Genomic DNA, 16,839 nt, shown 5'->3' on the forward strand with positions numbered 1-16,839 from the left:
GCTTTTCGAACAGTCTGTCTTCGCTCCATCGCTAGAAAGTTCAAGGCGGTTAAGTTACCGTCACTCCATCAACGGAATTGAGGTAGATCTGAATGATCTTTGATTTCATAAAACGGCTTATATTCGGCTTTCCGATCAGTAAATATTCAATATCTCCCAACAAGGATACTCTAAAAGTGGCGAAAGTTCTCGTTCTTTACTACTCAGCTTATGGTCACATTGAGGCGATGGCATATGCCGTTGCTGAGGGTGCGAAAGCAGCGGGTGCAGAAGTTGTAGTTAAACGCGTACCGGAACTTGTTCCGGAAGATGTCGCAAAATCTTCGCACTTCAAGATGGATCAGCCGGCTCCAATTGCGACTGTCGATGAGCTGGCTGAGTATGATGCCATCATCGTCGGCGCCGGTACACGTTTTGGCACCGTTGCCTCACAGATGCGCAATTTCTGGGACCAGACTGGTGGCCTTTGGTTTGCGGGCAAGCTGGTCGGCAAGGTTGGCTCAATGTTTACATCTTCGGCGACCCAGCACGGGGGGCAGGAATCCACGATCCTCGGTTTTGTTCCGACCTTCCTGCACCATGGTATGGTCTATGTTGGTCTCCCATATGCCTTCGCTGGTCAGATGGGTGTCGACGAAATCAAGGGGGGGTCACCTTACGGCGCGTCTACGATTACCGACGGTGATGGTTCACGTCAGCCTTCGGCAATTGAACTGGAAGGTGCCAAGTTCCAAGGCGCTCACGTCGCCAAGATCGCCGCTAAAATGGCCTGATTCTCCACAGCAGGAGCTCCGAGCTTACTATGGGGAGCGGCATGTCGTGTACGATATCGGCTCTTTGCCGCACTCGATGAGAACGACGAGCCGCCTCCCACGCCTGACTGGCCCGTCGGTCAATATTTCAAAGGCTATGCCGCGTGGGGTGAACTGGAAGGCGCAGACCAGAATTCCTTGCGTGCAAAGGCTACCGGCGTTTGCGGCTGAGCCAGTTCGTATAGCCTGCATGGACACGACCTTGCAGACGCCTGGTCCTCGAAACTTCCGATCGCTGACGCGAAAGGCTTCATTGGGGCGCTCAGCTGTTCTTGCTGAGCGGTTTAATGCATCATGTCAAAGTTAGCTGAACTTCACACACGTGGCGCATTTCAATGCCGTCCTCTCCTCCCAAATAGTAAAGTTCCTCGGATTGCGGGGGCTTTGTGCGGCCTACCTACAGGGCGGCGTCACAAAGTCCCTCAATTTCGAGGCAGCTATCGGCGAAATGAACCACCTTGGCATCGTACCCGCCGTGCCAAATCGCGTCCGGTGTGGTCCTGATTGAGAACAGCGCGCCCATGCATCCTAACGGCAGTGTTTCGGTGGCTCGAAGTACTCTCCCTTGCACTATTCACGCTTGCCGCCACCTTTGTTGCTTTGTGGTCTTGGAGTTGCCAGATGGCGCAGAGCGCTTAGCGATCACGAACGCGTTCTTTGAGCATTTTAGCGGGCGGGCGGACTTTTGTTTGTCGTCTGGCAGGAAGTGAGTAGGCGATTTTAACTGCATGAGAGTTCCTCCAAATTGGTTGGGGGATATTTGTTTACGTTCGGCTGCACCACAACCATGTGGCGGAGCATTGAAAATGCCGGAGCATAAATGATAAAACCGTCCTTGCCTGTTTTGATGAGTTTTGGTGGCGGCTACGTTGATACTGCAGGCTTCCTCGCCTTGCAGGGGCTATTTACTGCCCATGTGACGGGGAATTTCGTGACCTTCGGTGCCTCCTTGGTTCTCGGCACCTCCGGCGCTGTTGCAAAACTCATGGCGCTGCCCGTATTTTGCATCGTCGTGTTCTCTGTTCGTTTACTTGACCATTTTCTCAAAGAACGCGGAACAAAAAGCCTGCGCGTCATGCTGACGATCAAATGTCTGCTGTTCGGAATCGCCGCGGTCCTTGCAGTCCGCTATGGTCCGTTCCACGATGCTGGTACTTGGCAGGCGGTTCTGACCGGGATGGTCCTCGTCAGCGCTATGGCGATCCAGAACGCTATCCACCGCGTCCATCTCGGCGCTTCTCCGCCGACGACATTGATGACGGGCACCACGACACAGATCATGATGGACCTCTCCGATCTCGCCCTACGAGTTCCGGACGATGAGAAGCGTTTGCGGCGCAACCGCCTCAGCCGAATGCTGAGCGCGGTCTGTGCATTTGCGCTCGGATGTGGCTCTGCGGCCTTGTTGTTCCTGCAGATCGGCATGCACGTCTTCTGGATACCCTTCGCGCTTGCGGCCACCCTGCATTTTCTCGACGGGGAGTGAGAACAAAAGCAGTCTTCTACGACGCGTTAAGAGACTTGATCTCCTTGAAATACACTTTCAATACACGTACCTTTTCGAAACCTGACCATCGTTCCAGATGAAATTACGGGAGAAAAACGGTACGATTTGATAGTTCTGGCTGGCGGTCACTCCGCTCGTGCCGAACAAATTGTAGAGCATGTGAATGTTGTAGGTCGATGAGTTCGGGACGAACTCCTCGATTACCTTCCACAGTCGATTGACACGCTCCCTGGAGACGTGCCCGAGTCGACCATTTCTTGTAGCGCGATCTGGTGCGCCGGATGATCGAAATGCTGCTCAGGGAGCCAGATCAAGTATCGCATCGTCTACCCCGTCTTGCGTGGGTAGATGCGACTGTGTTTGAGCATGAAGGCGCTGATCTGTTGCCGGTGAACCCGCAACGTCTCGACTGCAGAAGCCCGGGCGCGAACGAGATCTCGCACTACTTCATGACTCTCGTCGGGATCCCAAGCCGCTGTGAGCTCGCCGGTTCTCAATAGCCGGGCGAGCGCGAGTGCATCTCGACGGTTGGTCTTGACTCTGTCGCCTGGTTTCCTGGGAATCAAGGAAGGCGCGACGACCACACATTCATTGGCCAAGCGATTGGATCAGCCGATGAAGGCCATATCCGGTCGGACCCGCCTCGTAGCAGAAATGAACGCGATCAAACTTTGCTGCTATCCGCTGGATGATGCGGCGCATGCTGGTATCGGACGTGTCAACCTCACCCCAAAAGCGAACCTCTCCCTCCCGGCCGGATTCAGCAACAGCAATCGCATTCTTTAACTTGGCGACGTCGATTCCAACAAAAGCTTCTCTATAATTTGCCACGGCTCGTCCTCCTGTGATGAGGATCGGCTCGGCCTGTCCGAGCAACCCTCGGAAGACCAGTGTAGGGCGAGCCACCTCAGCCACGAAGACGGACATACGGTCTTACGCTTAACGAGATGGTTCTGCGATTGCATGAGGACAGAGCCGTATCGATCGGCCGCAGTGCGCTTGACGTCTGGCTGCGAAAGCGCGGCTGGACTTTCAAAAAAAGACCGCACATGCACTGGAGCAGCACCGTCCTGACCTGCTGAAACGTCGCCAGGACTGGTTCGACGGCCAACTCGACCTCGATCCGGCGCGCCTCGTCTTCATCGATGAAACCGGCCTGAGCACGAAAATGTCTCGGCTTCGCGGACGGGCCAATTGCGGAGATCGCTGCCGCTCACCGATCCCGCACGGGCACTGGAAGACAACGACATTTACCGGCGCGCTCAGGCTATCCGGCATGACCGCGCCCATGGTCCTCGACGGTGCGATGAACGGCGTCGCGTTCCAGGCCTATGTCGAACAGGTTCTCATTCCAACCTTGGTGCCGGGCGACATCGTCATCATGGACAACCTGCCGGCACATAAGGCGGAGGGCGTGCGTCTCGCAATCGAAGGCGCGGGGTGCCGGTTGCTCTACCTTCCTCCCTACAGTCCAGACTTCAACCCCATCGAGAAGGCCTTCGCGAAGCTCAAGGCCGTCTTGCGCGCCAAAGCTGAGCGAACGGTCGATGGCTTATGGAATACCGTCGGCCATGCCGTCACACTGTTCGAGCCGCATGAATGCGCCAACTACTTCAAATCGTGCGGATATGACCCCGAGTAAAGCGGACGCGCTCTATTTTAAGTGGACACTTCATGCGGCAGAGGCGTCGACGGAAAAAGGTGCGCCGAAATTAGCGCTTACATCGTTTCCATGGACGGCTCCTCATGTGAGCGTTTCAAAACGACCACACTTTGCCACAAACTCAGGGGGTGGGGCCGTCCACAACATCAGCTCTTACCGATCAACTGCGAGAGCCTTAAACCTCGGGGATGGCGAACTCGTTGCAATCATTGAGGACATCCAGGACGAGCTGCCCTGTACGGATACCGACGCGTAACGCACGAGCTTCTCCGCAAGCTCCCGCGACAACCAACACTATTCCCTAAAGAGAGAATAGACGCCGATTGGCTCGTCGATGCCCCGAAGCAAATGATTCCCCATATATTCCGAACGGTCTTGGCAACCCGCTAGTCTGACGAAGGCGTCAGAGCATAGAACCGTGCATTTAAGTTCCTTCGCCAAGCCCTCGATCCGGGAGGCCGTGTTTACAGCAGGCCCGATCACTGTAAAATCCAACCTGTTCCGCGACCCGATGTTGCCATACATAACTTCGCCGACATGGACGCCGATACCGTAGCCGACCACGGTTCGGCCGGACTCTAAATTTCGCTCATTCATCGCCGCAAGCGACACTCTCGCTTCGTCAATCGCCCTGATCATCGCTTGGCAGATAGTGACATTTTCGAGAGGGAAGATCGCCAGCACCCCATCTCCCATAAATTTCAAGATCTCTCCTCCATTGGCCTGAATTGGCTCGGCCAGAGCGTCGAAATATCCGTTCAGAAGACTGATCGTCTCGTCGCGGCTCAGCTTACAGGATAGTGCCGTAAAATTTCTAAGATCGCACATCATGATTCCCGCATTCACGGTAGCTCCACTGCCTCGCCTCGTGACGCCTTCCAAGATCTGGTTACCTGCACGGGGGCCGACATAGGTATCCAGCAGGGTTTTGGCTAACTGGTTCTTCAAGCGAATTTCGGTAACGAGCGCCAGGGCCGGGAGCAGTCCTCTGAGAGTGCTGATGTGCTGTGAACGAAAGCCGCCTGGAACATCGCTCAAGAAGGTAACGAGATGTCGCCTGTCACCCGTGTGATCGAGCGGTAACGCGATATAGTCGGTTAGACCTTCCGTCCGAAGTCCCGTGTAGATGGGATATTCCTTTGAGCCAGGCAGCGCTTTTTCAAGATGCTGCCGGACTTCGTCCGCACCGTCTATTATCGTTTTGAAAGGACTGAGGGTAAAAGCTGTTGTTTCTTCCACTTCGTAGGCAACGCTTTCAGTTCTACAGCCCAGAATTGCCGCCTGCCATAGAATGCGAGACCCCAACCATTCCGGATTGTGAGTTCTAAAGTGAAGAGATGCTCGCGCAAGCGGAAGACCGGAACTCGCTAGCTTGACGCACAAATCCACAAAGATCTTCTCTATGCTAAGTTCGGTACGGGTTCCGACCAGCAGCCATTGAAGAATTTCATCCTCTTTAACTAAGGTGCCGCTATGAGCCGCCCGATCCTGTCGCATGCCCCCTCCTCTCGCATGAGCGACAGGTGTCGTGGTTTCGATCGCCGAATGTATCATTTATCGTCGAGGCGCAACAATTACTTCCCTGCATCGGTCAAACAATGCCGGCCCTAAGTGTGCTGGCGATCAGATGCATTCTGTTCTTGGCACCGGTCTTCAGCATGGCATTTGCTATGTGGATGTTCACCGTCGCATCGGCGATTCTACACAGCCGACCAACCTCGACGGAGGTATGCCCTTCGGCCATCAGAGCTACGATCTGGAGCTCACGCAAGGTAAGGCCGAGCTTGTGGGGCCTCCTCAGGTCATCGAGGTTAGCCAATCGATCGGAGATTTGCGTCATCGTCCTCAGAGCATCCAGATCGTCTCCCCAGGCGACCAAGGCAGTGGGCGCAGACAGACCCTGCCACCGAAGGACCAGCCCGGAAATACTTGGCTTCGCCTGCGTATGTAGCGAGAACCAAAGCTCTCGTCCGAACTGCGCCGCTTTTGAAAGCGTCGATATCAGTCTATCAAGGGTTTCACCCGGAAATGCCTCGATCACCGGCCCGGGTGAAGACCATAGAGTCCGGATGCCAGATTGCTTGTCGTCTAGGGTGATCAACGCGATACGAATATTGCGCCCCTTCAACATCGATGCTGTCATGTGGTCAAGCTGGCGCGCGTAATCCGCTTGCCAATCACCAAATTTCACCGGCGTCGGCCCACGTGAATCTACGACCGACGCAGCACCAAGCCATTCTCCAGACGTACCGTCAGCCTGGAGCGGTGCAGGTCCACTGCTCCCCGCCGACATCAGTGAATCCATTACCCAAGCCTCCAACTGTTCCTCGCATGGCGTCGCGCGCGGGAAGGTAAGAGTAAGTGAGCTTCCAGCGCCACCTCATTCTAGAAGAGCAACGGAGAGTGCGGAAGCGCCACTTCTGGCCGATATATCCCAAATCCGCATATTATTGTGTTCCCGCACAGCTAGCTTCCTAAATGGAAGCAGTATCCGAAGCTGTCGCTCAATTGGCGACTTGCAAGATCTGCCGCGCTTTCGTTGGGGCACTTCTCATGGTTGTTGCCATCTGTCGTAGCTGCTGGCCATCTGCATCAATCTCGAATCGGGAAAGCAACTGGTTTAGCTGTGCGCTTTCCGAGGCGAGGCCGACGCCTGCGGCGTTCATTTCCTCGACCATCGCAGCATTCTGCTGCGTCGCCTGATCCATGTGGTTGACCGCCCTATTGACTTCGGCCAAACCGGTCGATTGCTCTTGGGCAGCAAGGGCGATCGCGCCCATGTGCTCGCTGACAGTGCGGACCAAACGATCGATTTCCGAAAGACCTGAACCAGTCTCGTCCACGAGCTTGACGCCTTCACTCACCGCGTCCGCGGAGTTGGAGATCAGCTGCTTGATTTCCTTTGCTGCACTCGCAGAACGCTGGGCGAGCTCGCGCACCTCCTGAGCAACGACGGCGAACCCCTTACCAGCATCTCCAGCCCTGGCCGCTTCCACGCCAGCATTCAATGCAAGCAGGTTGGTCTGGAAGGCTATTTCATCAATGATACCGATTCTCTGGCCAATCTGGCGGGAAGATTCCTCAATTTTCTTCATGGCATCCACCGCATTAGTAACCACTTCCGAAGACCGCTCAGCCCGGGTTCGTGCATCCAGAACCAGCGAGCGAGCATCCTTCGTTCTTGTCGTGGTGGATAAGACGTTCGAAGTGATCTCCTCAAGAGCAGCTGCGGTTTCCTCAAGTGAGGCCGCCTGCTGTTCGGTGCGCCTTGCAAGGTCTGATGCGGCCTGCGAAATCTCGGCACTGCCACTATTCACCTCATCCGCGAGCCCACGAACCGCAGACAATGCATCACGCAGCTGACTGACCGATGTATTGAAATCACTCCTCAGTGCTTCAAATCCCTCCGGAAGCTCAGAATTAATTGCGCAGTTGAGGTCACCTATTGCAAGTCGGTGCAAGGATCTTGCAATACTCGTGATTGCTGCATCGCGGTCGATCGTCTTCCTTCGTTCACGCTCTTGCGTTAGACGTTCGGCTTCACGGGTTTCGGTAAGTGCCCGAATATCCTGCCAAAATACGATTTCGTATGTCCGGCTTTCAATTTTGGCGGCCATTAGGGTAACCAAAACTGGAAGGGGAGTTCCATCGGATTTCTGATGGACCCATTCAAACCTAGCCCAACCATCTTTCAATACTTTAGCGGTGTTTTCCGCTACGACTTTGGCTGGGTCGCGCCCGTCGGGTTGATACTTCGGCGTAAAATCAGCCGGAGTCATGCCGAGAATCTCCTGACGAGAAAGCCCTAGCGCAGTCTGTGCTGCCTTATTGCAATGGATAAACTTTCCCTGTTCGATGACGAAATAGGCATCCGGCGAGTTTTCGAAAACCAGGTCAGATATCTTCTGCTCAAACGACAGCTTGGCACCAAACAATCGCATAGTTACTCCTCGAAACAATGTTCACTTCCTATCGCTGAGGCTATAGGAAAGTCATTAAAGAATTTACAACAAGACTTATCATCTACACTTCAGGCCATTGAAATACTTAGCACTTTCGCAGTTTTTCGAGTTTCGAAGATGCAGCGTAAATGTAGCCAATCAAGGATTGCGGGCCCTGTCCTTTTCGCTCAATTTGGACAATTGAACGAAAGATAGTGTCGAGTGATCTTTCTCACGTGATGAGAAGCAGGGTGGCTCAGCCAGTGGCCTGCGAATGGAACCGGAATGGATGAGCCATCTCGGGTACAGGGTGACCATGTAATTTCACTAGATAGTTGAGACGTCCACCGGTGGACCCCGCGCTAACTTTAGACGGGGTAGCAAGATTGCATAGATCTACGAGTCGCTTTTCGGCGAGGTATTTCTGTTATGCAATCTGCCGCGCTTTCGTTGGGATTTTTCTCATGGCTGTTGCCATCTGTCGTAGCTGCTGGCCATCTGCATCAATCTCGAATCGGGAAAGCAACTGGTTTAGCTGTGCGCTTTCCGAGGCGAGGCCGACGCCTGCAGCGTTCATTTCCTCGACCATCGCAGCATTCTGCTGCGTCGCCTGATCCATGTGGTTGACCGCCCTATTGACTTCGGCCAAACCGGTCGATTGCTCTTGGGCAGCAAGGGCGATCGCGCCCATGTGCTCGCTGACGGTGCGGACCAAACGATCGATTTCCGAAAGACCTGAACCAGTCTCGTCCACGAGCTTGACGCCTTCACTCACCGCGTCCGCGGAGTTGGAGATCAGCTGCTTGATTTCCTTTGCTGCACTCGCAGAACGCTGGGCGAGCTCGCGCACCTCCTGAGCAACGACGGCGAACCCCTTACCAGCATCTCCAGCCCTGGCCGCTTCCACGCCAGCATTCAATGCAAGCAGGTTGGTCTGGAAGGCTATTTCATCAATGATACCGATTCTCTGGCCAATCTGGCGGGAAGATTCCTCAATTTTCTTCATGGCATCCACCGCATTAGTAACCACTTCCGAAGACCGCTCAGCCCGGGTTCGTGCATCCAGAACCAGCGAGCGAGCATCCTTCGTTCTTGTCGTGGTGGATAAGACGTTCGAAGTGATCTCCTCAAGAGCAGCTGCGGTTTCCTCAAGTGAGGCCGCCTGCTGTTCGGTGCGCCTTGCAAGGTCTGATGCGGCCTGCGAAATCTCGGCACTGCCACTATTCACCTCATCCGCGAGCCCACGAACCGCAGACAATGCATCACGCAGCTGACTGACCGATGTATTGAAATCACTCCTCAGTGCTTCAAACTGCGGTGCGAAAGTTTCGCTGATCTCACAATGCATATCGCCTACGGATAGTCGTTTCAGACCTTGGGCGAGCGCTTTAGTCGTCTCATTCAGTCGGCGGTCAGCTTCTGCTTCCGCCTCCGCTTGATCAGCTAAGCGCTGCCGCTCCGCATTGACGCGGTTGTATTCATGCGCAGATTCCAACTGAGCCTTCTCAATTGCCAGGTCACGGAAGTGAGCTACGGCATGTGCCATTACCCCGATTTCATCCGGACGTCCCTCGTAAGGTACGTTACTTGATGTATCGCCTACGGCCAAGGCGGCCATTCTGTGTGCTATCCGGCGAAGAGGGGTGCTTATGGTAGCAATGCAGACAAAGGAGACTGCGACGCTTAGGAAAAATCCACCAATTGCAACAATCCCATAGACGATCATCGCAATCCAAGATGCATTCAGCTTCTTTTCGGTTTCGCTTCTCAAGTACTCACTTGTCACGCGCAAAGCTTCCGTTAGAAGCTCCGTCCGAACTTGAGAGACACTCTCGAAATCTGCACTAACGTTTCCATCGATCGAGCTCGTAGGCCTCAATAAATACATTCCATCACGAACGTCCTTTATAGAGTTGAATTCGCCGCTTTTCAAAAACTCCCTGTATTCTTTCGTGATGTCATCTGGCAGAAATTCCAACACAGGATTTGTGTATGTGTTAAATAGATCTCGTGATTGAATGACAAATCCATGCTGTTCCGGATCTAGCGCGCCAGTTTCAAGGTACTTTGAAGCAAATGTAGCTTCGATCAGTCCTGCATCATTCAATTGCATCAATGAAAAATACCCATTGATGATATGAGAAAGGCTCACATCGTCGATAATTGCTCCAGCTCTTCGCGTCAAATCAATCCCGGCTGCTGCTATAGGCTGGAGAGTGATTCCCGCAGCTCGCATGTCGGAAACGTTTTGCTCATTAGCGTGATCAATTCCATTGCGGTAGTCGGTGAGCCTTTTGTGCTCGGCTTCGACGAAGCGAACATTCTGGGCGATTGTATCATCCAGTATCCCGTTGACGGTCCCATTCCGATAAGCTTCAGAAACTGCCTCGAATGCGGCATCCGTGCGCTTCCGGGCGTGCTCGAGTTGGTCGACGGGCGCAAAGACCTCTTGCGGCAGAGCTTGGGCCAGTTCGCCACCTACATTGGCAATCTCCTGAACATACGTTGCAGCCTTTAGCTTCGCAAATGTGTTGTAAGACTCTTGCATCTGCAGGATCGAGAGGGCCATTAGTCCAGCAAGTGGCATGAATATCTGCAGGTACAAAGTTGCCCTGATCGAGGGGCCTTTGTAGGTTGCGCGCATTCTTTTGTCTCCTGCAGATGTTGTTGTTCGTGCCTAGTGTGCCGCCCAACGGGTTGCGTTTGGAAAATGTGGGTCTGGTTAAGAACTCTTGCGAGCGAGCACACGTAAATTGCGTCGCATTACATAAATTCCCTTCGGTTGCTCATGAAGGCGTCGTTGCCTCTGTCCGTGATATCGCATCCATTCCCTTTAGATGGGTTGCGAGTCGATCGGGCGACGACGTCCGGCTTTATGCTCGCAATGAAATCGTGACGGTAGTTAACAATCTCCTGCTGGAGCCCAGGTCAACGCGGAAAGTCTGCGCTTTAAGGATATGCGGAGCCAGAAGTGGATATTTCGCAAGAGCATATGTCCTTCTTCGTAGCTGAGGTGGCTCGATGTCATTGAGCTTGGCGCTCATGGTCAGTGTCGCCATGAACGCCGCACGTTCAGCACCACGATCCGATCCGGCGAAGAGCCATGACTTCCGTCCGAGCGCAAAACCCCTGAGCGCCCGTTCGGCAGCATTGTTCGTCAGGCAAATCCTGCCGTCATCGAGGAAGGACGTGAAGCCAACCCAGCGCTTCAGCATGTAGTCGGCGGCCTGCGCGACGGGAGATCGGACGCACAACATAGTTGTTGAGCCGGTGCGCTGACAAAAGGATCTTGTGTGCGTTCGCTGGGTCGACATGATGGGCACGCACAGTCATCAGCCGCCTGCAAACCTCGTCCTGCTTCGCCTCGGCTAGAACCCTCTTTTCAAGTTTGGCAAGACCTTCGCGCAACTTGCGTCGTCCGGCGAGCAATGGCTCCATGATTTCCGTCAGTTCGGCGTCGTGTTCAACAAGCTCACGTATTCTTCCATCGAACGTGCCGCCCGAGGCCTGACCAACATTTAGTCCGAAGTTGCGCAAGAGCCCGCGCATCTCGTTCTCCAAATCGATCGCCTTCTCTTGCAATAGCGACCGGGCCGTTGGCAACGGCTCGATTGAAAGTTCCCACGGCCATCTCAAGAATGCGATCCGCGATGCTCTGCTGATGCGTGGAACCAGGGATTTTGGCGATCTCGTTTCTTACCGCGCCTTCATCGATGAGATCGTCAGCCGCCGTAATACCGCGCATGGTATCTGCGCAAGATATGAGCGGCGTTCCATCATGATCACCTCCAATCCTCCCCTTCGGAGAGTGGAAGGTCTTCCTCGACCGGCCCATTGAAGAGGAGCTCAGATCGGCTGGCAACCAACTCGACGATGCTAACGAAAAGGCGTTGACCTTGGTCCGGCAGGCGGAGGTTGACCCCGTCGTCTCATTCCACTTTCAGCGCACCAGTGCGCTACCTGGCCTGCCCAATTCCGCCCTGTACTACCCCTGCCCTGACCAGTGAGCGGGCGATATCGACGATGTCATCACGCTACGCAGTCGGATCGTCACTGGCTCAGGGAGCCTAGAAAGCGAAGCGCGAAGGCGCTCTTTCCGAATATCCGTCCACTTGCAGTATGCCGCTGAAGCCGGCGAGATGACGCACCACGCAATTAGCGCCTCTGCTGTCCTCAAAACGATAGGCAACCATCGGTGGGCTGGTTCCGCCATAGGTCTATCGTCGCGAGCATAAGCCCAAAGCCATGCTTTCGTCGTTTTCCCCGAACCGGGTGCAAGCGTGGGCAAGGTCGTCACGTCGGTGAAGACCCTTTCTCCCTCCTTGACGCGCTCGAGGATATAATCGGCGCAAATCTGAAGCTCGAAACCCAGATGCCCCATCCACTGGGCCATCAACGATCGGCTGATCTCGACACCGTCGCGTAGATAGATTGCTTCCTGCCGGTAAAGCGGAAGGCCGTCGGCGTATTTGGAGACGGCGATATAGGCGAGCAGCCGCTCCGTCGGCAGGCCGCTTTCGATGATGTGCGCCGTTGCCAAAGCCTGGAGCAGGCCATCGTGGCCGCGGAAGGCGTAGTTGGGGCGGCGCGTCACGATGACCCGGAACTTCGGCGGCACGACATCCAGTCGTTCGGAGCGATCCTCACCGATCAAGACCTTTTCCAGTCCCTCGCAGCCGGCCGGGATCTCCGGCTCGATCACTTGCTCGATGCGTTCGAGATGAACGGCAAAACCCTTGCGCGAACGTGGTGCTCGTTTCGGCTTGTCTTTAGCCGCGTGATCAAGCTCGCTCTGGATTGCGGAAAGGCCGGTCTCGACTTCCTCGAAGGCAAAGGACACCTGTTCGTCATTGACGCCAAGGCTCAGCCGCTCGGAACGGGTGCCATGTTGTGTGCGCTGCAGAACCTTCAGGATCGATCTGAGATTGGTAATCCGCTCTTTGGCGCTCTTCTCGACGGCTTCCAGTCGGGCGATCTCAGCTTCGGCGGCGACAAGCCGAACCTCCCAGGCGGCTTGTTCGCGGGCCAGCGCAAGAACCATCGCTTTTAGCGCGTCAACGTCGTCCGGCAAGTCGTGAAGAGGCAAATCCATGGGAAGGACTAGAGCACAAAAACAGCCGTTTTCCCAACCATTACAGCGGCATGATTCATCTTGCCGCAGGCGTTGTCAGCCCGTCAACAAGGGCCGCCTGACCTTGGTCGGGCGGATCTTTTTCAATCCATTCCCGCCAGCAATGCCATAGGCTGAGAATGGTCCAGACGTATCCGTGCCGCCGATATGCCCGGCCGGCAGAAGCCTTGATCTTCCAAGGTTTTCGAATAGAGGCAGACACCACTGCCATCCCACCAGACAATACGAATACAATCGGCCCGTTTCGACCGAAAGACGTAAAGCGCGCCATTGAAAGGATCGAGACCGCCAGCCCGCACCGGCGCCATCAAGGAGGCGGCTCCCTTGCGGAAGTCGACCGGCTGGCACGACATATAAACCACCACACCCGACGCGATCATGCCTTGCGAACCGCCTGCAGAACCTTCACTAAGTGATCAGAGTTAAAATCGCCGCCGAGGCGCACCACGATATCGCCGATGACGATTTCCACCGCAGAGCTGCTGACAGTTTCAACGCGGGCGAACTTGATCTCCTTGCCCGTTCTCTCCGTCAGGGGCGCAACAACTCCCGATGCCCGTGCCTTGCGACGCCACCCGTAAGGCTGCGAGCGATCCAAGCCTTCAGACCGGGCAACTGCCGAGACATTAGCCCCAGGCTGCAACGTTGCGGCGACGATCCGCGCCTTTTCGTCATCCGACCAGTCACGCGGCTTACGTCGCTTGCGGACGGGTTCTGCCGTCATTCACCAACGTCCCCTCTAACGGCTTTACGGTCGACGCGGTGAAATGGTGGCTAACTTACCCAGGACTTGCAAAGTGGATTGAAACAACATCTGCGCTCCGGCGACGCTATGCCGGGGTTCGACATATTCCGCTTCGTTGTGGCTTAAACCGCCTCTGCAGGGCACGAAAATCATCGCGGCCGGTGCCACCCGGGCAATATAGAGAGCATCGTGAAACGCGCCTGACACCATCTGCTTGGAGGGCACGCCAAGCTCACGTGCCGCCTGTTCGATGCCATCGACCACCACGCTTGAGAATGAGGCTGGGCTCATGTCGAATGTCCGACGAAGGTTGACCTCGCATCCCTCCATGGCCGCTGACGCCTGAAAGTCGGCAAGCGCATCGGCTTCCATGGCATTCAGCCTGTCGATGTGCGGATGGCGCAGGTCGATCGTCAGACTGACAGAACCTGGAATGGCATTGATGGAACCCGGATATGCGGCGACCCGACCCACCGTCAGGCGGGCGTTTGCGTCCCCCGGCATGATTGTGCTGTAGAGCCTGTGCAGGGCCGAGGTGACGGCAACCATGGGATCGCGGCGAAAGGCCAGTTGCGTGGTGCCGGCATGCGCCGCCTGCCCTGTTACGGTGATCTCCAGCCAGCGCGTCCCTTGGACGCCGGTGACGATTCCGATCGGAATATTTTCATTCTCGAGCATTGGCCCCTGCTCGATGTGCAGCTCCAGATAGCCCCTTATCGGAAAGCCGAGCATCCGCTGCTCAGCGCAAGGCAGTGCCAGAAGCGTGGCAGCCAGTTCATCGCGCCACGCCATCCCATCAGTCCCGCGAATGCCATGCCATTCCTCCGGAACGCTCGCCTGCGAAAATGCCTGGGAGCCCATGGTTCCCGGCGCAAACCGGCTGCCTTCCTCATTGGTCCAGGCAACCGCTTCGATCGGGACATCCGTTTCGATGCCCGCATCTTCCAGCGTCTCCAGAACTTCGAAGGCTGCAAGCGTTCCCAGAGCGCCGTCGTAACGTCCCCCTGTTGGCTGGCTGTCGAGATGACTGCCGATCAGGAAGGGCGGGCTGTCGGCGTTCTTTCCTGCGCGACGAATGAACAGATTGGCCATCCCATCCTGAAACACCGCAAAGCCCCGTTCGATCGCGAGGCTGGCCAGAAGGGCGCGCGCATTGCGGTCCTCGGTCGACAGAGCCTGCCTGTTGACGCCACCCGCCGGCGTCGCACCAATCGCGGCGAAATCGTCGAGCCGCTTCAGGAGCCGTTCGCCGTTGACCTTTGCGCGTGGCATCATGCTTTCAGACCAGCGATGAAAGCCGTGACCCGCGCCTTCTCGACCTTGTTCCACCAGACACCGTCATATTTCAGCGAACTCGCAACGATGACGCCATCGACGATATCGAGAATATCGCGCGCATTGTCCGGCGTGACACCGCTGCCGACCAGCGTCGGCAGTCCGGCTGCCTCCTTGATCATCCTGATGTAACCGAGATCGGCGGCGTGGCCGGTGCGCTGGCCGGTGGCGATGATGGCATCGGCATCGAAGAAGACGAGATCTTTGACCTGCTCCTCGACAGGCCTGTCTGCCACGATTGCATGCGAACCGTGTTTCACATGGGCGTCCGCGAAGATCCTGATGCCGTTCGCCCGAAGTTTCGCGCGGTAACGCATGGCGCGAGCCGCCTCGCCCTCGATGAAACCTTCATTGGCGACATAGGCATTGGCCCATTGATTGACGCGCACGAAGCCGGCGCCCGCGGCACTCGCAATGGCAAGGGCTGGAATGGCAGCATTGGCCAGCACATTGATGCCGATCGGCCGTCCAAGTTCACGGCGAATGCGGTCGGAAATGACGGACATATAGGCGGCTGTTTCAGGGCCGATATCGTCCGGCTTGGAAAAGGGAATATCACCATGGTTTTCGATGATGATGCCATCACAACCACCGTCGAGATAGGCGCGGGCGTCGTCCAGTCCCTGTTGGTAGACATTCTCGACAGCGTCCCCATTATAACGCGGGGCGCCTGGCAGAGGGGCCAGATGCACCACGCCGATGATGGCCTTGCTGCGGCCGAAGAGGGAGGTGATCGCGTCGCCGGCAGCATCGGCGGGATTGGGACCGATCGGTTTCGAGGACTGTGTCATGCGCGTTCCGTTTCTGATTGTTGGATGAGACTTGATACTTCATCGACTGTAGGACACGAGGCAAGCGTACCCGCCCGTGTGACTGCCAGAGCCGATGCCGCGACCGCGATGCGCAGTGCCGCCTCTGGCGTCAGTCCCCGGCCGAGGCATCCGGCAAAGATACCGCACAACACATCGCCTGCCCCGCTGGTATCGACAACCGCAACCTTAGGGGCAGGGATATAAACGGGGTCGGCACTGCCGCTGCCAAGAAGCACGCAGCCGAGCGCGCCCAGCGTGACAACCACGCCGCCTGCACCGACATCCCTGATCCTTACTGCGGCTTCTTCCGGATTCCGTGCGCCGGAGATGGCCTGCGCCTCGCCTTCATTGACAATGACGAAGTCCACATTGGCAAGCTCGGGCTGCACACCCGAAGCCAGCGGGCTGGCATTGAAAACTGTCGTGAGGCCTTTTTTCCGCGCAATGCGCAGGCAGGCGCCGGTGGCGGCTGAGGCAAGGTTCCCCTGCATCACCAGCACGTCACCCGGTTTGATCGCGTCGACCAGGTCGGTCTGCGTCAGTGGATCGAAGGCAAGAGCGCATGAGACGTCGCTGAGGATGATGTTCTCGCCCGTCGCATCGACAGCGACGGTCGATCGGTCGGTCGGCCGATCGAACACCGTCAATCGGATGGTGTCGATTTCGCCGCCCAGCGCATCACGGATCCAGTCGCCATTGGCATCCCGGCCGATGGCCGTCCAGAGGGCAGCAGGCACCCCCGTTCGGCTCGCCGCTACCGCCTGATTGGCGCCCTTGCCGCCCAGGCCATCGGCATGGCTCATCGCGTTCCGCGTTTCGCCCGCTTCTGGCAGGCGGTCGAGACGGAAGGTCGTGTCGATGCAGACATTGCCGACGACATGGACGCGCATGGC

The 16,839-nt window shown here is 56.3% G+C and carries 11 protein-coding genes and 6 pseudogenes; 4 read left to right on the plus strand and 13 right to left on the minus strand.

What is annotated here, in order from left to right; genetic code table 11:
* The first annotated feature begins 176 nt into the window (after positions 1–176).
* From wrbA to IM739_RS23620, 3 genes and pseudogenes are all read left to right on the plus strand, one after another.
* Positions 177–773 (plus strand): NAD(P)H:quinone oxidoreductase type IV, encoded by a 597-nt coding sequence (wrbA, locus tag IM739_RS23610; RefSeq protein ID WP_237372002.1) that lies wholly within the window; start codon positions 177–179, stop codon positions 771–773.
* 63 nt (positions 774–836) lie between these two features.
* Positions 837–1,091 (plus strand): annotated as a pseudogene (locus IM739_RS23615) (amidohydrolase); the annotation flags it as partial.
* Positions 1,092–1,635: 544 nt separating this feature from the next.
* Entirely contained in the window at positions 1,636–2,298 is a 663-nt protein-coding gene (locus tag IM739_RS23620; RefSeq protein WP_237372003.1) for a YoaK family protein, read from the plus strand.
* 195 nt (positions 2,299–2,493) lie between these two features.
* Here the strand turns inward: IM739_RS23620 and IM739_RS23625 are convergent.
* A pseudogene (locus IM739_RS23625) lies at positions 2,494–3,150 on the minus strand (IS110 family transposase); the annotation flags it as partial.
* 101 nt (positions 3,151–3,251) lie between these two features.
* On the opposite strand from IM739_RS23625, the pseudogene IM739_RS23630 reads away from it, so the two are divergent.
* Positions 3,252–3,961, plus strand: a pseudogene (locus tag IM739_RS23630) (IS630 family transposase); the annotation flags it as partial.
* 315 nt (positions 3,962–4,276) lie between these two features.
* On the opposite strand, the gene IM739_RS23635 reads toward IM739_RS23630, so the two are convergent.
* From IM739_RS23635 to IM739_RS23695, 12 genes and pseudogenes are all read right to left on the minus strand, one after another.
* The gene (locus tag IM739_RS23635; protein ID WP_237371788.1) at positions 4,277–5,479 is read right to left on the minus strand and encodes an adenylate/guanylate cyclase domain-containing protein; all 1,203 of its coding nucleotides are present in this window, start codon (positions 5,477–5,479) and stop codon (positions 4,277–4,279) included.
* Between the two features lie 94 nt (positions 5,480–5,573).
* Positions 5,574–6,287, minus strand: a complete 714-nt coding sequence (locus tag IM739_RS23640; protein WP_237371789.1) for a helix-turn-helix transcriptional regulator — start codon at positions 6,285–6,287, stop codon at positions 5,574–5,576.
* Positions 6,288–6,486: 199 nt separating this feature from the next.
* Complete coding sequence (locus IM739_RS23645) at positions 6,487–7,923, minus strand: methyl-accepting chemotaxis protein (RefSeq protein ID WP_442981178.1); 1,437 nt, start codon at positions 7,921–7,923, stop codon at positions 6,487–6,489.
* 427 nt (positions 7,924–8,350) lie between these two features.
* Entirely contained in the window at positions 8,351–10,567 is a 2,217-nt protein-coding gene (locus IM739_RS23655; protein WP_237371790.1) for a methyl-accepting chemotaxis protein, read from the minus strand.
* 370 nt (positions 10,568–10,937) lie between these two features.
* A pseudogene (locus tag IM739_RS23660) lies at positions 10,938–11,165 on the minus strand (IS66 family transposase); the annotation flags it as partial.
* Between the two features lie 82 nt (positions 11,166–11,247).
* Positions 11,248–11,526, minus strand: a pseudogene (locus tag IM739_RS24205) (IS110 family transposase); the annotation flags it as partial.
* A gap of 494 nt (positions 11,527–12,020) precedes the next feature.
* Positions 12,021–13,015, minus strand: a pseudogene (tnpC, locus tag IM739_RS23670) (IS66 family transposase); the annotation flags it as partial.
* Between the two features lie 122 nt (positions 13,016–13,137).
* Positions 13,138–13,434, minus strand: a complete 297-nt coding sequence (gene tnpB / locus IM739_RS23675) for an IS66 family insertion sequence element accessory protein TnpB (protein WP_237371791.1) — start codon at positions 13,432–13,434, stop codon at positions 13,138–13,140.
* On the minus strand, positions 13,431–13,778 hold the full coding sequence (locus tag IM739_RS23680; RefSeq protein WP_237371792.1) for a transposase: 348 nt from the start codon (positions 13,776–13,778) through the stop codon (positions 13,431–13,433). Before IM739_RS23680 ends, tnpB begins: the two co-directional genes overlap by 4 nt.
* A gap of 24 nt (positions 13,779–13,802) precedes the next feature.
* Positions 13,803–15,074 carry a Zn-dependent hydrolase gene (locus IM739_RS23685; RefSeq protein WP_237371793.1) on the minus strand — a complete coding sequence of 424 codons (1,272 nt, stop codon included), beginning with the start codon at positions 15,072–15,074 and terminating at the stop codon, positions 13,803–13,805.
* Positions 15,071–15,925 (minus strand): BtpA/SgcQ family protein, encoded by an 855-nt coding sequence (locus IM739_RS23690; RefSeq protein WP_237371794.1) that lies wholly within the window; start codon positions 15,923–15,925, stop codon positions 15,071–15,073. Before IM739_RS23690 ends, IM739_RS23685 begins: the two co-directional genes overlap by 4 nt.
* Positions 15,922–16,836, minus strand: coding sequence for a ribokinase (locus IM739_RS23695; protein ID WP_237371795.1), 915 nt, complete (start codon positions 16,834–16,836; stop codon positions 15,922–15,924). Before IM739_RS23695 ends, IM739_RS23690 begins: the two co-directional genes overlap by 4 nt.
* Positions 16,837–16,839: the final 3 nt, after the last annotated feature.

Origin of the sequence: Rhizobium sp. SL42 (assembly GCF_021729845.1) — a bacterium.
GTDB lineage: Bacteria > Pseudomonadota > Alphaproteobacteria > Rhizobiales > Rhizobiaceae > Allorhizobium.